The organism is Corynebacterium sp. MSK150 (assembly GCF_030229215.1).
In the GTDB taxonomy this organism is placed as follows: Bacteria; Actinomycetota; Actinomycetes; order Mycobacteriales; family Mycobacteriaceae; genus Corynebacterium.
On the sequence record NZ_JASPHM010000008.1, the window covers coordinates 98,801 to 118,166 of the forward strand.

At 60.5% G+C, this 19,366-nt stretch carries 18 protein-coding genes; 7 read left to right on the top strand and 11 right to left on the bottom strand.

Annotation, left to right across the window (positions count from 1 at the left end):
* Positions 1–6: 6 nt before the first annotated feature.
* The 5 genes from glpK to serS all read right to left on the bottom strand — a co-directional run bounded on the left by glpK (position 7) and on the right by serS (position 7,240).
* Entirely contained in the window at positions 7–1,554 is a 1,548-nt protein-coding gene (gene glpK / locus QP941_RS06630) for a glycerol kinase GlpK (protein ID WP_284766607.1), read from the bottom strand.
* 28 nt (positions 1,555–1,582) lie between these two features.
* Complete coding sequence (locus QP941_RS06635; protein ID WP_005325393.1) at positions 1,583–2,320, bottom strand: MIP/aquaporin family protein; 738 nt, start codon at positions 2,318–2,320, stop codon at positions 1,583–1,585.
* Positions 2,321–2,323: 3 nt separating this feature from the next.
* Positions 2,324–4,048 (bottom strand): glycerol-3-phosphate dehydrogenase/oxidase, encoded by a 1,725-nt coding sequence (locus QP941_RS06640; protein ID WP_284868456.1) that lies wholly within the window; start codon positions 4,046–4,048, stop codon positions 2,324–2,326.
* A 298-nt stretch (positions 4,049–4,346) separates the two neighbouring features.
* A complete protein-coding gene (locus QP941_RS06645) occupies positions 4,347–5,960 on the bottom strand; it encodes a lysophospholipid acyltransferase family protein (RefSeq protein WP_284868457.1) in 1,614 nt (537 codons plus the stop codon).
* Between the two features lie 23 nt (positions 5,961–5,983).
* Entirely contained in the window at positions 5,984–7,240 is a 1,257-nt protein-coding gene (serS, locus tag QP941_RS06650) for a serine--tRNA ligase (protein WP_049359893.1), read from the bottom strand.
* 65 nt (positions 7,241–7,305) lie between these two features.
* Between serS and QP941_RS06655 the strand changes: the two genes are divergently transcribed.
* From QP941_RS06655 to QP941_RS06665, 3 genes are read left to right on the top strand one after another with little or no spacing between them, the layout of a single operon-like run.
* Positions 7,306–8,055: a GntR family transcriptional regulator gene (locus QP941_RS06655; protein ID WP_284814985.1), complete on the top strand. Its 750-nt coding sequence runs from the start codon at positions 7,306–7,308 to the stop codon at positions 8,053–8,055.
* Between the two features lie 36 nt (positions 8,056–8,091).
* Positions 8,092–9,165, top strand: a complete 1,074-nt coding sequence (locus tag QP941_RS06660; RefSeq protein ID WP_284868459.1) for a septum formation family protein — start codon at positions 8,092–8,094, stop codon at positions 9,163–9,165.
* Positions 9,165–9,512 carry a metallopeptidase family protein gene (locus QP941_RS06665; protein WP_005325385.1) on the top strand — a complete coding sequence of 116 codons (348 nt, stop codon included), beginning with the start codon at positions 9,165–9,167 and terminating at the stop codon, positions 9,510–9,512. Before QP941_RS06660 ends, QP941_RS06665 begins: the two co-directional genes overlap by 1 nt.
* On the opposite strand, the gene QP941_RS06670 is transcribed toward QP941_RS06665, so the two are convergent.
* Both QP941_RS06670 and pheA read right to left on the bottom strand, forming a co-directional pair.
* Entirely contained in the window at positions 9,509–10,162 is a 654-nt protein-coding gene (locus QP941_RS06670; RefSeq protein WP_284868461.1) for a histidine phosphatase family protein, read from the bottom strand. The two genes, QP941_RS06665 and QP941_RS06670, sit on opposite strands and share 4 nt — an antisense overlap.
* Before the next feature lie 9 nt (positions 10,163–10,171).
* Complete coding sequence (pheA, locus tag QP941_RS06675) at positions 10,172–11,068, bottom strand: prephenate dehydratase (RefSeq protein ID WP_284814990.1); 897 nt, start codon at positions 11,066–11,068, stop codon at positions 10,172–10,174.
* Between the two features lie 33 nt (positions 11,069–11,101).
* Between pheA and QP941_RS06680 the strand changes: the two genes are divergently transcribed.
* The 3 genes from QP941_RS06680 (at position 11,102) to QP941_RS06690 (ending at position 14,241) form a co-directional block, all read left to right on the top strand.
* Entirely contained in the window at positions 11,102–12,238 is a 1,137-nt protein-coding gene (locus tag QP941_RS06680; RefSeq protein ID WP_284868463.1) for an amidase, read from the top strand.
* The gene (locus QP941_RS06685) at positions 12,235–12,933 is read left to right on the top strand and encodes a CPBP family intramembrane glutamic endopeptidase (protein ID WP_284868464.1); all 699 of its coding nucleotides are present in this window, start codon (positions 12,235–12,237) and stop codon (positions 12,931–12,933) included. The genes QP941_RS06680 and QP941_RS06685 overlap by 4 nt, the downstream gene beginning before the upstream one ends.
* Before the next feature lie 63 nt (positions 12,934–12,996).
* Positions 12,997–14,241: an LCP family protein gene (locus QP941_RS06690; protein ID WP_284868465.1), complete on the top strand. Its 1,245-nt coding sequence runs from the start codon at positions 12,997–12,999 to the stop codon at positions 14,239–14,241.
* Between the two features lie 51 nt (positions 14,242–14,292).
* Here the strand turns inward: QP941_RS06690 and QP941_RS06695 are convergent, their stop codons facing one another.
* Genes QP941_RS06695 through QP941_RS06705 form a run of 3 tightly spaced genes read right to left on the bottom strand, consistent with a single transcriptional unit; the run spans position 14,293 to position 16,885 of the window.
* Complete coding sequence (locus tag QP941_RS06695; RefSeq protein WP_284868466.1) at positions 14,293–15,213, bottom strand: DUF5926 family protein; 921 nt, start codon at positions 15,211–15,213, stop codon at positions 14,293–14,295.
* A 20-nt stretch (positions 15,214–15,233) separates the two neighbouring features.
* The gene (locus tag QP941_RS06700) at positions 15,234–15,938 is read right to left on the bottom strand and encodes a glycerophosphodiester phosphodiesterase family protein (RefSeq protein WP_225746280.1); all 705 of its coding nucleotides are present in this window, start codon (positions 15,936–15,938) and stop codon (positions 15,234–15,236) included.
* Positions 15,938–16,885 (bottom strand): L-lactate dehydrogenase, encoded by a 948-nt coding sequence (locus QP941_RS06705; RefSeq protein WP_225746279.1) that lies wholly within the window; start codon positions 16,883–16,885, stop codon positions 15,938–15,940. The genes QP941_RS06700 and QP941_RS06705 overlap by 1 nt, the downstream gene beginning before the upstream one ends.
* 87 nt (positions 16,886–16,972) lie before the next feature.
* Between QP941_RS06705 and QP941_RS06710 the strand changes: the two genes are divergently transcribed.
* On the top strand, positions 16,973–18,715 hold the full coding sequence (locus QP941_RS06710) for an alpha/beta-hydrolase family protein (RefSeq protein ID WP_239278629.1): 1,743 nt from the start codon (positions 16,973–16,975) through the stop codon (positions 18,713–18,715).
* On the opposite strand, the gene msrA is transcribed toward QP941_RS06710, so the two are convergent.
* Positions 18,712–19,359, bottom strand: coding sequence for a peptide-methionine (S)-S-oxide reductase MsrA (msrA, locus tag QP941_RS06715; RefSeq protein ID WP_284815012.1), 648 nt, complete (start codon positions 19,357–19,359; stop codon positions 18,712–18,714). The genes QP941_RS06710 and msrA overlap by 4 nt on opposite strands.
* Positions 19,360–19,366 lie beyond the last annotated feature (7 nt).

The following is a 19,366-nucleotide window of genomic DNA, read 5'->3' on the forward strand; positions in this document are numbered from 1 at the left end:
CAGGACTTAGAAGTTCAGGTCCTCGTCCTCGTTATCCTCCCACTCCAGGGAGCGCTTAATAGCGCGCTTCCAGTCGCGGTAGAGCCCTTCTACCTCTTCCTTGTCGCGCTTCGGCTTGAATACCTTCATGTCTCCGGCCTGGCTGCCCAAGACGCTGAGGTCATCCCAGAAGCCATGATCCAGGCCTGCCGCGAAGGCAGCACCGGTGGCGGTGGTCTCGATATTCTTCGGGCGGTGTACTTCCACGCCGAGGATATCGGACTGGAACTGCATCAGCAGTTCATTCATGGTCATGCCACCATCCACGCGCAGCTCGGTAATCTCCACGCCGGAATCCGCCACCATCGCGTCGGCAACATCGCGCGTCTGGTACGCGGTGGATTCGAGCACGGCGCGAGCCAAGTGCTTGCGGTTAGCAAAGCGGGTCAGGCCCACGATGACGCCGCGGGCATCCGGGCGCCAGTACGGAGCGAAGAGTCCGGAGAAGGCCGGCACGATATAAACGCCGCCATTGTCCTTAACCTCGCGCGCGAGGTTTTCGATGGACGCAGCGTTGGGGATGATCTGCAGGTTATCGCGCAGCCACTGCACCAGGGAACCGCCCATGGATACAGAACCCTCGAGGGCATACACGGGGCGCTCGCCCTCGCGCTGGAAGCAGACGGTGGTCAGCAGGCCGTTCTCGGAGAACTTCGGGGTAGTACCCGTATTCAGCAGGAGGAACAGGCCGGTTCCGTAGGTATTCTTTGCGGAACCTGCGCGGAAGCAACCCTGGCCGAACATCGCGGACTGCTGGTCACCCAGGATGGCGCGGATAGGCACGCCGGAGAGCGAACCGCGCTCACGCACGGTACGGAAATCGCCCAGGGACGGGCGAATCTCCGGCAGCATGGACATCGGGATGCCCATTTCCTTGCACAGTTCCTCATCCCACTCCAGCTTTTCGATGTCCATAAGCAAGGTGCGGGAGGCGTTGGTGACGTCGGTGGCGTGCAGCGCTTCACGGCCGGCATCGCCCTCGGCGCCGCCGGTGAGGTTCCACAGCAGCCAGCTATCAATGGTGCCGAAAAGCAAATCGCCTGCCTCGGCACGCTCGCGGGCACCTTCGACGTTATCGAGGATCCACTTCACCTTCGGTCCCGCCGGGTAGGAGTTGATAATCAGACCGGTGCGACGGCGCCACTTTTCTGGCCCTTCCTCGCCCGAGAGTTCCTTACAGATGGCGGTGGTACGGGTATCTTGCCAGACAATGGCGTTGTAGACCGGCTTACCGGTGTGCTTATCCCACACCACGGTGGTCTCACGCTGGTTGGTGATACCTACCGAGTCAATGTCTTCCACGGTGATATCGCCGTTTGCAAGCGCTTCACCGACGGCGCGACGGGTATTGCTCCAGATTTCCTCCGGATCATGTTCTACCCAGCCCTTTTCCGGGAATATCTGCTCGTGCTCGAGCTGGCCAACGGCAACCTGCTCGCCGTTGTGGTCAAAGATGATGCAGCGCGTCGACGTGGTTCCCTGGTCGATAGCGGCGACGTATTTCTTGTTAGTCATGTGTCTAGTCTCCTATGCGAAGATGGAATTAGAGCGCAACGGACAACAGGCCAACGGCTACGGCCGCGACCAATGGGGCCACGATGGGGACCCAAGCATAGCCCCAGTTCGCGCTGCCCTTGTCCTGGATGGGCAAGATGAATGCATAAGCAATTCGCGGGCCCAGGTCACGGACCGGATTGATGGCATAACCCGTAGGGGTACCAAGGGAAAGGCCAACCGCCACCACAACGAAAGCAACAGCAAAGTAGCTCATTGGGCCAAGCTCGCCGCCGGTGGGGCCGAAGGCGATGAACATCAACAGCACGCAGGTGGCGATGAACTCCGTTACCGCATTCCAGCCGTTCTTAGGATGTGCCGGCTTGGTAAAAAAGATACCGTTCGTGTCCTTATTGGCGCCGGTGACATTTCCGGCGTCGTCGTAATTATTGGCGTCGAAAAGCTGCTTGAAGGCAGCCCATGCCAGGATGGCGCCGAGGATAGCGCCGAGGATCTGGCCCAGGAAGTAGTACGGAACCAGGGACCACTCGAGCGAGCCATTGACGGCCAACATTACGGTGACGGCGGGGTTAAGGTGCCCGCCCGTGGGATCGGCCACGCTCGCGCCGACGAAAACCGCCATACCCCAGCCCAGGGCAATAACTATCCAATCGGAGCCGCGTGCGCCAGAGGTGCGCAGGTTTACCAGCGCACATACGCCGTTACCTAGAAGGAGCAGCAACGCAGTGCCAATAAACTCCCACAGGAATGCATCAAATCCGGTCATAACTTATACCTCGTTTTGGGTGGGTCGGGCGGATCCTGCGCGTACCAAAATGTCATTGGCCTCACGGTCAGTTACCGCAGCTTCTGCTTCAAGTTCGGCCTGCGTGTGGGCCTTGAATTGGGATACCTCGCGCTCCTTGTCGGCGTCGCTCCAGCCCAGCAGCGGTGCTACAAAATCAGCAACAGCCGGGGCAGCGTTCACACCGCGGTCGCCGTACTCGATGGCGATGCGCAGGCGGCGGGACAGGATGTCTTCCAAGTGCAATGCACCCTCGTGGGTGACGGCGTAGCGGACCTCGGCCCACAGGTAGGACTCGGCACCAGGAACTGGCTCGAGCAAGGAGGCGTCCTCAGCTGCCGGTGCCAAAACCTCACCCAGCAGGGAGCCATAGCGGCCGAGCAGGTGCTCAATGAACTTCTCGCTCAGGTTGTAGCGACGAGCCAAGGATGGGACCTGGTTGGCCAAGGCGTGGTAGCCGGCGGCGCCCAGGATCGGGGTTTGCTCGGTGATAGACTCCGGGACCTTGGTATCCAGCTCCTCCACTGCCAGGTCCACGGCATCCTTACCGATGACGCGGTACGTGGTGTACTTACCGCCGGCAACAGAAACCATGCCTGGGGCCACGCGTGCAACCGCGTGGTTACGGGAAAGGTTGGTGGTGGAATCGGACTTGCCGGACAACAGCGGGCGCAGACCGGAGTAGACGCCCACGATGTCATCGCGGGTGATCTTGCGGCGCACGCGCTGGTTAACCTGATCCAAGATGTAGTCAATATCGGACTTGGTTGGTGCCGGATCTGGCAAGGAGAGGCCCTTTTCCCAATCGGTATCGGTGGTACCGATAATCCAGTACTCGCCCCACGGGATAACGAAGAGAACGGACTTTTCGGTGACGAAGCACAGGGCTGCCTCTGCATCGAGCGCATCCTTCGGCACGACGATGTGCACGCCCTTAGAGGCGTGAACGGTGAACTTGCCCTCCACGCCGGCCATCTCTTGAATCTTGTCATTCCACACACCGGTGGCGTTGATAAAGACCTTGCCGCGCACGGTGGTCTCGCGGCCGGTGGCGGTATCGCGTACCTTGGCACCTACGATGCGGCCGCCGCGGTCCTTGTCAAAGCCAATGACCTCGGTATTGGTACGTACATCGGCGCCATACTCGGCGGCGGTACGCAGCACGGTCATGGTGTGGCGGGCGTCATCAACCAACGTGTCGTAGTAGCGCACGCCGCCCACAATGGCATCGTCCTTCAGACCCGGGGTCACCTTCAGCACGCCCTTGCGGGTGAGGTGCTTCTGCATTGGGACGCTCTTCGAGCCACCCATGAGGTCATAAAGAGTAAAGCCACCGAACATCATCACGCGCTCCCATACGTGGTGGGTCAGCGGGAAGATAAACTTCAGCGGCTTCACCAGGTGGGGTGCCAGGGTGGACATGTTCAGCTCGCGCTCCTTGAGGGACTCTGCCACCAAGCGGAAGTCAAACATGGCCAGGTAGCGCAGGCCACCGTGGAACATCTTGGAAGAACGGGAAGAGGTACCTGCGGCGAAATCGCGCGCCTCAATGACGGCGGTCTTGAGGCCACGGGTAGCGGCGTCCGCTGCCGCACCGGCGCCTACGGAACCGCCACCGATGATGACTACGTCGTATTCCTCATCCGCGTACCCATTCCATAGATTTTCAAAGTATTCGGGGTTAAAGGATTGGTTGCTTTGCTGGGTCATTGCTGACCGCATCTCCTTCCTTGGTGCTAGCATGTGCCTGCGCCATAAATCCATGAATGAGATGGCAAAAGCACAGCTAAAAGCAGTTAAATTGTGGTTTCGGTGGAAAGATTCGCACCGCGACTGCAGAGACTTTATCTCCTGAAATCTATGTTAGGGGTCACGGACGTGAGTTACACATGTGGTTACTCACACGTAAGTTTCAGGCCCGTAAGCAGTCAGTTTTCCTAAAATACTTAGACATTCAAAAAGAAAAAACACCCCCTCACGGGGGTGTAAAGCGGACGGAAAGCCCGCGCTATTTCTGCGCTAACCGCGCCATTGCTTCAAGCACTTCGGACATTCCGGCTTTCTCGGCAGAATAAGTGACCGCCTGGGCACCCTTAACCACCTCAATAGGGGCAGTTTCCAAAGCCACTACCGACATCCAGTCGAGGAAATCCTCATCCCCTTGCTCGTTAGCAAAGACCAAAACTTCTTCCGGCTTAGCTTTCAGATCCTCGAGGATGCGCTCCACGCCTTGTACCGCGGTCGCGGCAGTGACGGACAATGCATCGGTATCGAGACGCGGCTGCACAGCACCCTCATCAAGGACAACGCTCCACACGGCTTGCGGAACTTCCACCTCACCGGCGGGTGATATCACAATCAGGACTTCGGCTGCCGGGTAGATATCTGCCAAAGCCTTGTGCAATCGCGGAGTCAGCGCGCCATCTTCCCAATTCAGCGCGCTGCTCTGCGCCACCACCACGCGGGGTATGGAAGAGAATTGCGCCTTCACGCGGTGCGGCAAGCGCGAGACGATAAGCCGGGATTGGGTAGCTGCCGCCAAAAGGCCTTGCTCTGCTACGGAACCGGCCCATATCTCCTTGCTGCTGGCCGCGATGGACGCTTGGGTTTGCGCGACCTCCGACTTCAGCTGCGCCATGACATCCGCGACCTTATCGCGACCTTCATCCAAGCCGCGGGTTGCCTCTTCTACTACGGCGTTGAGGTTGTTCTTGATCCACTCCAGGGTCTCCGGAGCGGTACGCGCCTTATTCTTTGGCTCCTCCCCGTCTTTTCCCTTGGCGGCGGCCATGTGGTTGCGCACCAAGTCAACCGTAGTAACGGAGACGCGTTCTTTGAGGCCCACTAGATCGTCGCGCAGTCGGCGTACGCGGTGGCGTTCTGTTTCTACTTCAGCATCGCGGGCTTCTGCCTCTTCAAGGGTAGGAGCCCCTCCACCCTTACGGGCGGGCACCCAGTATTCACCGGCAGGCATGGGCCCAAATTCGGCTTCGTACTGCTCCCATAGTCCTTCCAACGCCTCTTGCATACGGCGTCGAATCTCCGCGGTATCAGCCTCCGCATCGCCGGTGGGATAGTACGGTTCGAGGGCGGTAATAAAGACAGGGGTCTTGGTCCGCCCCAGGTTCTTTTTGTGCCCCTTGGTCCACAGGCGCTGCGAACCAAAAATGACCTGTGGGATTACCGGCACCCCCGCCTCATAGGCAATACGGGAGGCGCCACTTTTCATGCTGCGGATTTCAAAGCTGCGGGAAATTGTTCCTTCAGAAAACACGCCCACGAGTTCGCCGTCCTTAGCCAGCTGTACCGCTTGGCGGAAGGAGGCGCTGCCATCGATACGGTCAACTGGCACGTGGTGCATGGCCTTCAACAACGGACCTGCCACCGGGGCTTTAAAGATTCCAGCTTTAGCCAGGAAGCGTACGAGACGCTTCTTGCGATAGGCCAAAAAGGCGCCGAAAAGGAAGTCCATGTAACCGGTGTGGTTGCAGACCAACACCGCGCCGCCCTGATCGGGGATATTTTCTTCCCCCGAAAGGCGCATTTTTAATCCCTGTGCCAGAGTCACCCCCCTGCCGATGTGGGTGATCTGGCGGTACAGGAAATTCGTCGCAGCGTTCATAACTCTCCAGGACGACGGCGGACTTACTGCGGGGTCAGGACATCCTTGCCCACGAAGGGGCGCAGGGCCTCAGGGACAACGACGGAGCCGTCGGCCTGCTGGTGGTTTTCCAGAATGGCAACGAGCCAGCGGGTAGTCGCCAGGGTGCCGTTCAGGGTAGCTGCGGTCTGGGTTTTGCCGTTCTCGTCGCGGTAGCGGGTGGACAGGCGGCGAGCCTGGAAGGTGGTGCAGTTCGAGGTGGAGGTGAGCTCACGGTAGGTGCCTTGGGTAGGAACCCAAGCCTCATTGTCGAACTTGCGGGCCGCCGAAGAACCGAGGTCGCCACCGGCAATATCAATGGTGCGGTAGGGCAGTTCCATGGCTGCAAGCATGTCCTTTTCCATGGACAGAAGGCGCTGGTGCATTTCTTCCGCGTCCTCCGGCTTGCAGTAGACAAACATCTCCAGCTTGTCGAATTGGTGGACGCGCAGGATGCCGCGAGTGTCCTTACCGTGGGAGCCAGCCTCACGGCGGAAGCAAGAGGACCAGCCGGCGTATTGCAGCGGGCCGTTGGAGAGGTCGATGATCTCATCCTTGTGGTAACCGGCAAGGGCCACCTCAGAGGTACCGACGAGGTACATATCATCGGCCGGCAGGTAATAAACCTCATCGGAGTGCTGGCCCAAGAAACCGGTGCCGGACATAATGTCTGGGCGAACCAGGACTGGCGGGATCATCAGCTTGAAGCCAGCTTCGCGTGCCTTCTGCGCCGCGAGCATCAGCATTCCCAGCTGCAGGAAGGCACCATCGCCGGTGAGGTAGTAAAAACGAGCGCCGCCTACCTTAGCGCCGCGCTTGACGTCAATGAGGCCGAGGGACTCGCCCAACTCAAGGTGGTCCTTTGGCTCGAAGTCGAACTCAGGAATCTGGCCTACTTCTTCTACCACTACGAAGTCATCTTCGCCGCCGGCCGGGGCACCTTCGACCACATTATCGAGCTTGTACTGCAGCTCTTCCACCTTGGCCTCAGCGGCAGACTGTGCCTCTTCCGCCTCCTTGACCTTGGCCTTCAGCTCATTGGAGCCCTCCAGCAGTGCCGGACGCTCCTCTGGGGAGGCTTGACCAATCTTCTTGCCAAAAGCCTTCTGTTCAGAGCGCAGTTCGTCGGCCTTTTGGATAGCAGCGCGGCGCTGCTCATCAGCTTCCAAGAGCTGGTCTACGAGGGAGGGATCCTCACCTCGGTTCACCTGGGAAGCACGGACAACGTCGGGGTTTTCGCGGAGTAGCTTGAGATCAATCACGAATGTAAGTTTAGCGTATTGGCAACATCTTGCGGTGGTAATAACCAGCGAATTATGATGGCTTTATGTCCGCCGTTCAGCTCCCCGCCCGCACAATTACGGACGGTTCCGTTCCAAAACACACCCAATTGCACGATATCCTCGAAGAATTGTGCCGCACGACCCTCAAACCCGGCGATATCCTGCCCGGCGAGAGGCTTCTTGAAGAAACCTATGGCGTGTCACGGATCACGGTACGCCGCGCCATCGGAGATCTTGTCGCGGCCGGAAAATTGCGGCGCGTCCGCGGAAAGGGCACCTTCGTAGCGCCCAATCCCCTTGTCTCCCGTCTCCACCTAGCCTCATTCTCGGATGAGATGGGCGCACAAGACGTCACCGCCTCCTCCAAAATCCTTACCAGCGGCCGCAGCAGCGCCCCGGAGGATGCCGCCCTCTTTTTTGATACGCCCGCCCAGACCGAACATATTCACCTGCGCCGCCTGCGCTTGGGCGATGGCGAGCCCTACTCCATTGATGACGGCTGGTATAACTCCACGTATGCGCCCAGCCTCCTAGAAAATGACACCTACAATTCGGTCTACGCCATTCTCGACTCCGTCTTTGACGTCCCTATCACCGATGCGGATCAAACGGTCTCGGCGATTTCAGCCGATGCGGACACTGCTCCGCTTCTCGACGTCCCCCTGGGCACGCCACTTCTGCACATCGTGCGCTACTCCCGCTCGGGCGATAGGCCGGTGGAGTGGTGTTCCTCCGTCTACCGCACCGACCGCTACCGGCTGACTACCCGGGTGGCTAGGGAGAACAGTATCTAGCCAGCACCCTGCTTAAAAGGTAAGATTAAGGGCCTTATGAAGAAATCACCTGCGTGGCGTTCCGCTGTGGCCGTCCAGATTGTCTTGATTGCGGCAATCGCGGCGGCCGTTTTCATGGGCATCTATGGCGTTATCAGTTCCCATAAATCGGGTGGCGAAGATACTACCGCTGCCCAGCAGCACAATAGCGGGGATACTTCAGAAACCGCCGCCCCTAAACCGGAGCCTTTCACCGCTGCGGCCGCCGGCGCTTGCTTGACGTGGGACATCGCCCAGGATGGCTCCGCCACCGGGTTCAAGGAAGTGCCGTGCTCGGAACAGCACCGCTTCGAGGTTTCCAAGACCGAAGACCTAAGCATCTACCCCACTAGCGAATTCGGCCCTGACGCCACCCGCCCAGCGCTAACCCGCCAACACCAATTGCGCGATGAGCTGTGCGAATCCGCCACTGTGGGCTACCTGCACGGTAAGTGGGATCCGAATGGTAAGTACGATGTGGCGTCCATTCTGCCGCCGCAGTCCGCCTGGGATCGTGGCGACCGCACCTTGCTGTGCGGCCTGCAAACCACCGATGATCACGGCGTACCGCAGCTTACTGCCGGCAACGTCGAGGCCTCCGAGCAGGCAAACCTCGCCAAGCCGGGCGAGTGCTTGGCCATCGATGACAAGCAGGTTCCGCACGTCGTTGACTGCGCTAAGCCCCACCAGATGGAGACCGTTTCCGTCATCGATGTGGGCAAGCAGTTCCCCGACGGCTACCCGGACGGCAAGGATATGGACAAGTTCCTGTCCGATACGTGTACCGCCGCCACCGAGGACTACCTTGGCGGCGAGGAGCAGCTCTACCAGTCCACGCTGCAACCATTCTGGGGCTCTATCACCGAGGCCTCGTGGAACGGCGGCACCAAGTCCGTCAATTGTTCCCTTGTGCATGCCCGCAAAGGCGGCGGTTTCTCTGCCATCACCGGTTCCGCTACCGGTGGACGCCAGGCGCTGACTATCGACGGCCAACCGCCGGAGGAACGCCCTGAGCGCAATCCACTGCGTGAGGACAAGGACAAGAGCCCGGCACCCGAGTCTGCCGCCCCCGCCCCGGCCCCAGCGCCCTAATGGTCGAGGTATCAGAAGAGCGCTTCGATGAGATGGTCAACGAGGCGCTGGATCAAGTCCCCGAGGAATTCGTGCGCCGCATGCGCAACCTCGTCATTTTGGTCGAAGATGAAAATCCCGATAACCCTATGCTGCTAGGGCTCTACGAGGGCGTAGCACTGCCCCGCCGCACCTTCGATCACACCGGTTTCCTGCCCGATGCGATCTTCATTTACCGCAACACGCTGCAGCGCTGGTCCGGCAGCGAAGAGGAATTAGCAGAGCAGGTCAAGGTCACCGTATTTCACGAACTCGGCCATTACTTTGGCCTCGAGGAAGAGGAGCTGCACCGCCTGGGCTGGGGCTAGAGCTCCGTATCCGCCCACCGGGTTAACGTCCACTCACCAAAGTCCTTGCCGCGCGGTTCCATCACCATAAAGCGGCAATTGGCCAGGTAGCCGGTATAGGCAAAGTCGGAGTCAACGCCCGTGGCATGTTTGGTGACCACGCGGATGGCGGCGCCGTGGCTGACAAGGATGACATCGTGGTCGTCGGCAAGCTGCTCCGCAATGCCTTCCAGCACCGGCTGGTAGCGCGCCAGCACATCATCCAAGGTCTCGCCGCCTTCCATCCCGGCGCCGCGCTCGCCATCGCACCAGCCACGCATGGCCACCATGTGCGACCTATGGGCATCCTCGCTGCCGTCCATCTCCCAGTCACCGGCGAAAATTTCGTGCACGCCGTCGATTACGTCAACGCGCTGGGAAAATTCCGGCATACCGCGCTCCTGCTCAAAGGCGCGTGCCGCCAGCATCGCGGTCTGCTGAGCGCGCAGGGCAATGGAGCATTTAAATTCCACCTCGCGCTCGCCCACCAACTGCGCTAGCTCCCGGCCTACCTCCGTGGCTTGGTCGCGCCCGCGCTCGGTAAGCTCTGCCCCGGGCGGGCGGGTATCGAGGAGGCGGGAAATATTGGAATAGGTCTGGCCGTGACGCAGCAGGATAATTCTTCCGGGCATGCTTCTAGATTATTGGCCCCTGCGCGCCCGCGCTACCCAATCATCCGCCGCTGCCAGATCGCGCGGTGGCTTGCCCGCAGGGGTTGCCGCCGGCCAGGAGCCGAGGAAAAGCAGGTCCTCTGCCCGCAACCACAAGGCCCGCAGTGCCTCCGCCACCGGCTGGTCGTCAATGTGCCCGATAAGGTCCACGTAGAAGCGGTACGTACCAAAGGCCTCCCGCGTCGGCCGCGACTCAATCCGGGACAGGTCCACACCGCGGTGCGCAAAGTCCTGCAACGCCCCCACCAGGCTGCCTGGCTCATTTGGCAGGGTGAAGATGACGCTGGTGCGGTCCTGGCCAGTCCTTGCAGTGGGTTTTCCCGGTCGCCCCACCAGGACAAAGCGCGTTGCGGCGCCCTCGACATCTGCCACGCCCTGGGCGATGGTCTCCAGCCCAAAGATCTCGGCGGCCCGCGCCGGAGCTGCGGCTGCATCCGCTTCCCCACGGGCTACAGCCTCAGCCGCGGCGGCATTGGAACTGGCCGGCACGAACTCTACCTCCGGCAAATTGTCTTTTACCCAACCGCGGATTTGCTGGAATGCCACCGGGTGGGTGCTCAACCGCGCAATGTCGCCCGCGCCCTGCCGGGTCATGATGCTAAAAGCCACGGGGACATCCACCTCGCGGTAAATCTGCACCGGTTCGGCTTCAACGAGCGCATCAAAGGTAGTGGTGACAGCGCCATCAACGGAATTTTCAATGGCTACGCAGGCGTACTCGGCGTGCCCGGCGCGCACGGCGGCCACGGCCTCCGAAGGCGAGCCAACCGGCATGGTCTCTACCTGCGGCAGGTGCGCGGCAAACTTATGCACGGCCGCTTCCGTAAAGGTGCCGGCCGGACCGAGGAAGGCGATGGTGGTAGTCATGCACGTCACCTTAGCCCACTAGACTGGTGCCCCATGGACTTTTCCGTAGAACAACTCCGCGCGGATCTGCACGGCCTTACCCCCGAGGAGCACGGTTTCACCTACCTGGATGTAGACCGCGAGCCCTCCGGCCGAGGCCGGCTGAGCGGCTGGGTCCTCTCCGCCAAGGATCTCTGCGATGTCCGCGGCATGCCCACTACCTTGGGAAATGTCGATCGCACCTACTACCCCGAGCGCAGCGATGCCTTTATTGAGGCCTTGGAGAAGCAGGGTGCGCGCATCATCGGTAAGTCCTCCACCCCGGAGTTGGGTCTGCGCGTGGATACGGAACCAGTGGGCCTGCCCCATCCCGATAATCCCCTCTATCCCGGCTGCACTCCGGGTGGTTCCTCGGGCGGTGCGGCGGTCCAGGTCGCGCGGGGGTTGCTGCGCGCGGCGCACGCCAGCGATGGCGGCGGTTCCATCCGTGTGCCGGCCGCGGCATGCGGCGTGGTGGGCTTTAAACCGGCAGGAAAAGAACTGGGTGTGCAGGGCTTTATCACCCGGACCGTGGCCGATAATGCCTTTCTGCATGGCCACCGAATGATCACCCCGCGCGCCCGCATTGGTCTGCTGGTAGAGCCGCTGTTTTGTGATGCCAACGTCGATGCCCACCACCTGCGCGCCGCCCGCGAGGCCGCCCAACGCCTACAGGCAGCCGGCTTCACCGTGGTGCCCATTTCCCCGTATCCGCAGGCCCGGGCCACCTTTGCACATTTCCGCACGACCTTTACCTCCCGCCTGGCGGGGCTTAACCCGGCGGCGGGCTATGCGGAGTGGATTGCTCAGCAGGGCCGGCGCGTGAGCGCCGCTGAGCTGGCCGCGGCGCGGGCGCATGTCCGGCAGCTACCTGGCTTGCTGACCCAAGAGTGGGGAGTCGATGCCATCCTCACCCCAATGCTGACCACGGACCCGCCGCGTATTGGTTCATTCCTTTCCCTGCCCCATGCGGAGAATTTCGCGGCCCAGACCCGGTGGTCTCCGTGGGGTTCCCTCTTCAACATGGCCCGCCTGCCAGCCATTTCCGTGCCATGGGCCGTTCCCAATCACCCGCCAGTAGGCGTGCACCTAGGAGGCATTACGCTTTCCGACGCCGCCCTGCTCGGCCTCGCCCACATCCTCCACCCATGACCAAGTCCTTACGCGCCGAGCTACTCATCGTCCTCACCCTCACCTTTGGCATTTCCGGGGTGCGGGCGGTGTTGAACCTCATCAATTCCCTGGCCTCGCCGCAGCGGCTCGACGAGCAATCGGTCACACTCAATTCCAGCCAATCCTCCCTTGCCGGGGTGGATATGGGACTGCAGCTGTGCTCGGCCGCCGTGCTCTTTTCCTATGGAGCCTTAGCGCTTTTCCTGCTGGCCAAGGACCGCATAATGCCTCGTGCCCACCGCGCCCGCGACTGGCTAGAAGGCGCAGGGCTTGCCACCCTCATTGGCATCCCGGGGCTCGCCCTGTATTTCTCGGCGGTCCATTTCGGGTGGAGCAAGGAGGTCATCCCCGGCGACTTCGCCAATGCTTGGGTGGAAATTCCCGTTTCCCTCCTCAAGGCCGCTGCCAACGCCTTCGCGGAGGAAACCGTGGTGGTGATGTGGCTTATGACGCGTTTGCGCCAGGCCCGCTGGTCGCTGCCAGCTGCGCTGGCCGCCAGCTCCATTCTCCGCGGTTCTTACCACCTCTACCAGGGAGTTTCCGCTGGCTTTGGCAATATCATCATGGGTTTAATTTACGGCTATTACTACCACCGCACGGGGCGGGTATGGCCTTTGGTCATAGCGCATTTTCTTATCGACGCCGTCGCTTTCGTGGGTTATTCCTTCCTGTGAAAATGCCCTTAAGGGGACGTCGCGAAGCAGGCGTTGCTCCCTGCTCCTTGTAAGGTATAGCGCATGACTGAATCAGGACGAGATCCGCATCGGGAGGCCCGCCGCGCCGGCGACGACTCCTCCACTGAATTCGTCCTTGGGGCCGATGGACGTCCCCTCAAGGATCGATACGGCCGCCCCATTCGACGCCGTTCCTCCGCCCGCCCGACGCCGCGGCGCGTGGAACCCGAGCAACAATCCTTCCGCGCTCCGCAGCCACAGCGGCAGCAACAGCCCCCGCGTCGCACTCCGCCCCCAACGCCGAGCCGCTACCCCAGCCAGTACCGCGCGCAGCAGCGCCCGCCGCGCCGTACCGAGCCGCGCCCCGCACCCCGACAGCGCCCACACAGCCGCCGCAAGAAGGTCAATCCGGCCAAGCGCGCCCTCGGGTGCGTTGGCTTGGCGCTCGTTGTCCTACTGGTATTCAACCTCGTCTTCATGTTCTGGACCGATGCCCGCCTCACCCGCGTGGAGGCGCTGCCAGAAGAACAAGTGTCTAATACCGCCGGCACCAATTGGTTGCTCGTCGGCTCCGATTCCCGCCAAGGCCTCAGCGAGGAACAGCAGGCGGAGCTAGGCACCGGTGGTGATGTGGGTGAGGGCCGCACCGATACCATCATGCTGCTGCACATCCCTCGTACCGGCAAGGCCAAGCTCGTTTCCATCCCACGCGATAGCTACGTGGAAGTCCCCGGTTTTGGCATGGACAAGATCAATGCCGCCTTTACCTACGGTGGACCGCAGCTGCTTACCCAAACCGTCGAAGGCACGACCGGTCTGCACATCGACCACTATGCCGAGATCGGTATGGGTGGCCTAGCTAATGTGGTCGACTCCGTCGGCGGCGTAGACGTATGCGTGAAGGAACCCATCAATGACCCGCTGGCCGGCATTGATCTCCAAGATGGCTGCCAGAAGCTCAAGGGCCGCGACGCCCTCGGTTACGTGCGCACCCGCGCCACCGCCATGGGTGACCTTGACCGCGTGCAGCGACAGCGCGAATTCTTCTCCGCATTGCTGGATAAGGTTGCTTCCCCGGCCACCCTGATTAACCCATTCCGCGCCTTCTCCTTGGTCAACCACACCGCCTCCTCGTTCATCGTGGGTGAGGGCGACCACGTCTGGCACCTGGCCCGCGTGGCACTAGCCATGGGCTCCGGCGTAGACACCGAGACCGTCCCCATCGGCGGTTTCCAAGATACCGAGGTAGGCAACGTCGTCCTCTGGGACGATGAAGCAGCCGCCGGGTTGTGGGATTCTCTCAAATAGCGATCAAAAAATGGCCCTTCCTCTACTGGGGGAAGGGCCATTTTCCTGTCTTTAGCGCAGGGTCACCTGGCGGGACTTGATGTTTTCTAGCTGCTTGCGCTCATCGGCGTTCAGCTGGGCATCATTAGAAATTTCTTCCTCCAAGGCCTTGTCCACGCGGGTGAGGTGGTCCTCATAAGAAGCGTGGTCAACCTCTGGATCCAAGTCGAAGACCGGAGCGATGAGACCGTGGGTGCGGAAAACACCGGCGAACTTGGTGCCCTCGCCCAAGTTCAGCTCGCCGCGGGCGGCGACGCGCGCCAGTGCGTTCAGGAATGCGGATTCATCGTCATTCGGGCGGACCCAACGGATGTGGGCCTTGCCGCCGCCGGCATTTGCCCAAAAGGCCGCACCGGTAATGTTCTCGCCCACCTGATAGGACTCAATGACGGAATCATTAGCGGCGCGAAGCGACTGCGCAATCTGCGGGGTGACCTGTGCTCCCTCCGGAATCCACCATTCGAAGTCCTGGTGAACCTGCACGTCGAGGGTAGCGGAGGCATCGATAAGCTCCTCCAACTTCGGCTCCGAACCGTCAGCCGCGGTGGATTCCAGGGTGGCGCCCGGCTCATTATTCTTCACCCAGTTAAGGGCAAAGGCGAGGTCGCGACCCGGGTTGTGGGTATGGGACTGCACCTGCAGGCCCACGAAGGCATCGCCGCCAAATTCGGTGTCCCGAACAAGCGCAGCAGAAGCACCCGGCAGGACGGTGGCTACATACACGTTCTTATCGCAGCCTTTAACGTCAAGCTTGGCAAAAGCGGAGGGGACGAACTCCTGCATGGCGACCAGGGAGGCCTCCGCAGCAAGTCCGCCGTAGGGGCGGGGGTCCTTTTCCAGGGCGGCGCGCTCCTTGGCGCGGGCAGCGAGCTTTGCCTGGCGGCGGGACATGCCCTCAGGCAGCTGTTCCTTGTTCTTTTTCTTCTTGGCCATGCCTCCAAGATACCTGCTTACTAGAGCTCAATGGCATGTAGGGCCACCTCGGGTTGATTGGTGGCCAGCATATCTACCCCGTTAGCCCACGCCCACTTCATGTCCTCCGGCTTGTCTACAGTCCAGAGATAGGTAGGCAATCCCTGCGCGCCGATAATCGCCGGACGCAGCTTCGCGCGCAGCAACGATACGCCGAGCGCGGTGGGCTTGGACAGCATTACATCGGGACGGTTGACATGGCGCTCCCAATCGCGACGAAGATAAATCCGGTCCATGTGCGGCGCCAAGTTCTGCATGCGGCGGATGGCGTGGTGGGAAAAGGAAATGACGTGGATCCGGGGGTCGTCGAAAAGCCCCGCATAACGCAGGCGCAGCACCGTTTGCTCCTCCAGGATGTCACCCTGCCCGGAGGGGTGCTTAGTCTCGATATAAAGGTGGTGCGGTGTGCCCTGAAGTAGTTCCAAGAGTTCGTCGAGAAGCATCATACGCTGGCCCGAACCGATGTCAACGCCGCGCAATTCTTCCCAGTCCATCTTGGAAATGCGGCCGGGGCGCCCCGCGGTGCGGTCCAACGTGGGATCATGCTGAACCACTACTTTTCCATCGCGCGTCAAGCGCACATCGCACTCGACGCCGTGAATTGGCAAATCTAGGGCTTTTTCAAAAGCTAGAGGGGATAGCTCCGGATATTTTCCGGAGTATCCCCTATGAGCGACAATCTTCACTAGCCGAAGAACTCTTCCTTGATGTCATTCAGGGTCTTGGCAGAAGCATCGAAACGCTCCTTTTCGTGCTCATTGAGCTGCAGCTCAATCGCGCGCACGATGCCGGAGCGGTTGATGATGGCAGCGGTACCGATGTAGAGATCCTCTACACCATACTCACCCTGCAGGTAAGCAGATACTGGCAGCGCTACGTCCTGGTTCTGGATGACGGCGGCGGTGATACGGGCCAGGCCCATGCCGATACCGAAGGAAGTGGAGCCCTTAGCGTCAATGATGGAGTAGGCGGCATCGCGGGTGTCTTCGAAGATCTTCTCGATGCGCTCTGCATACTCCGGATCCGTATCCAGCTTCTTGGACATCGGGACACCTGCGATATTCGCGGTGGAGATGGCTGGCAGCTCGGAATCGCCGTGCTCGCCCACGATGTAGGCGTGTACGGACTTCGGTGCAACATCTTCCAGCTCGCCCAGCATGTAGCGGAAACGAGCGGAGTCCAGCACGGTGCCGGAGCCGATGACGCGCTTGTGGTCCAGGCCGGAAGCCTTCCATACGGCGTAAGTCAGGATGTCCACTGGGTTGGAGGCAACCAGGAAGATGCCATCAAAGTCATTCGCCATGACATCGGAGACGATGCTGTTCATGATCTTGACGTTCTTGCCCACCAGGTCCAGGCGGGTCTCACCCGGCTTCTGTGCGGCACCGGCGCAAATGACGACCATATCGGCGTCTGCGCAATCGGCGTAGGTGCCCTTGGTGACGCGGGTGCGGGTGGGGGCCCAGACAACACCGTGGTTGAGGTCCATGACGTTGCCCTCTAGCTTCTTTTCATCGATATCGATGATTGCCAGGTGGTCAACGATGCTTTGGTTGATGAGAGCGAAGGCGTAAGCGACTCCCACATCGCCGGCACCAATGAGAACTACTTTGTTTCCTACATGATTTGCCATGACCCCATTGTGCAACTCTTTGAAGATTTTTGCACGGGCTAAATCTCACACTGAAAATCCCACCGAAATCTGGGATAATCGGGCATTATGAAACGCGCACTCCGCCGCGCTGCACTAATCGCTCTTGGCGTAGCCGCGGATCTCACGCCCATTGTCCGTATGACCAGCCGGCAAACCTTACCGCCCAATATGTCGGCTGGAATTTTGGGTGCGGAATTAGCTACGTGGGCGGCTGTTTCGCCCTCCTTACTTCCCCGCCCGTGGTGGGTGACCGCTGCCAACGTGGCAATCGGGCAGGGCATTGGGCATCTAGGTGCGGCGTCAACAAGCTTCGTGCTCAATAGCATTGGCAAGCGCCCGCAGGACCGCCTCGGACCACAACATCGACAAATTATGCACCTTGCTATTGGCGCCGGGACTGCATTTAATGCCGTGCTTTCGCTGCGCAACCAGAAGAAGCAGGCGGAGTTGGTCAATAAGCAGCTCGTGCGGGGGCCCGCCACGGCGGCCATCGGCCTGGCCGCGGGCACCGCGGGCTACGGCACTCTCCTACTCATCGGGGAGGCCACGCAGCTTGCCGTCACTAAACTGTCACGCCAGCTAGGCCGGTGGGTGCCTGCACTCGTTGCTTGGCCGGTGGTTACCGCAGGACTGAGCCTCACGGCGTTTGCACTTTCTGACCGCGTGGTCTTTCGACGCTGGCTACGCTCGCTATCGCACCAAGCGCAGCGAATAAATAAGCAGATTTTCCCTGGCACCTCCATGCCCTGGGAGCCGGAGCGCTCCGGCAGCCCGTGGTCGCTCGAGCCGTGGTCGGCATTGGGACAACAGGGACGCCGCTTTGTCTCCAACGGCCCCCGAGCCCGCGATATCCGCACAGTAACGGGAACCGATGCAAAGGAACCCATCCGTATCTACGCCGGATACATACCAGGGCGCTCCTTCCAGCAATCCGCGGAAAAGATCCGCGCCGAACTCGAACGCACCGGTGCCCTGCGGCGCGAAACTATCGTCATCCAAATGCCTGCCGGCTCGGGATGGATCAATAACTGGGGTGCGTGCTCCTATGAGTTTTTGACCGGCGGTGATTGCGTCACCGTCACCATGCAGTATTCCTACCTGCCTTCGGTTTTTTCCTACCTCGTGGATAAGAACGCACCGAAGCAAGCGGCCCGCGAATTGATTCGGGTGGTACAAGAAGAAATAGATAGGCTGCCTAAAGAAAACCGCCCGCGGCTTTATTTCGCAGGTGAATCGCTTGGCGCCTACGCCATTATGGATAACTACCATAATGCGGAAGACCTACTTTCCGCGTGCAATGGCGCGGTTTTTTCCGGCCCTCCGCGCATGACGCACTTTACTCAGCGCCTGCGCCGGGATATTGGTTCCCTAGAACGCCTGCCCGTTATCGATGGCGGCAAGCATGTCCGCTACGCGGCGGCCCCTGACCATACGCTGCACGACGCCTTTGGCAATGACTACGCCCATACCTGGCGCCGCCCCCGCATGCTTATTGCCCAGCACGCTTCCGACGCCATCGTGTGGTGGGATCTCAACCTTCTCGTGCGCAGGCCCACCTGGATTCATGAACCGCAGCCGGAAGCGCTGCACGCGGATACCTTCCGGCAGCTGCATTGGGTTCCGTTCATTACCTGGTGGCAAATTGGCTTGGACCAGATCAATTCCCTCAACGTCCCTGGCGGGCACGGACACAACTATTTTGAAGAAATGCTCTGGTATTGGGATGAGGTCTTAGGATCCCAATCCCGCCAATCGCTCACGCCGAAGTTGGCCAAGAAGATTGCCCGCTTTATCCGGCGCGACGCTTAGTCGCATTTCACCCCAGTACTGTGGTGCGGGCAGTACCCATTAGGCACCTTATATAGGTACTGCTGATGCTCATCCTCAGCCAGGTAGTACTCCCCAGAATCAGTTTCGGAGAGGAGTTTGACCTCCGTGGTGGTATCCCCGAATCCGAATTCCTTGAGTTTTTCTGCATAGGAATCCACGATGCCCTGGATTTCTGCGCGCTCTTCCTCCTTGCGTGGGTAGAAAGCAGAGCGGTATTGCGTTCCTACATCATTGCCCTGGCGGAAACCCTGCGTGGGATCGTGCGCTTCTAGGGCTTGTACGACAAGATCGCGCAGGCTGATGCGCTGCGGGTCATAGACCACCTCCACCGCTTCGGCATGGTTGGTTAGCCCACGGCACACCTCATAGTACGTGGGATTCGGGGTGGTACCGCCCGCATAGCCCACCGAGGTGGACTCCACGCCTTCGGTCTCCCAAAACATCTTCTCCGCACCCCAGAAACATCCCAATGCAATAAGAATGGAGCGCTGCCCGTCCTTCCACGGCCCGGTAATCGGTGTTCCTAGAACGGCGTGCGGGGCGGGGTCCACAATCGGCTCCGTTCGTCCCGGCAGAGCCTCGTCTGCAGCAACGAGTTTGGGCTCCGGCTTAAACATCCACATGAGGTAT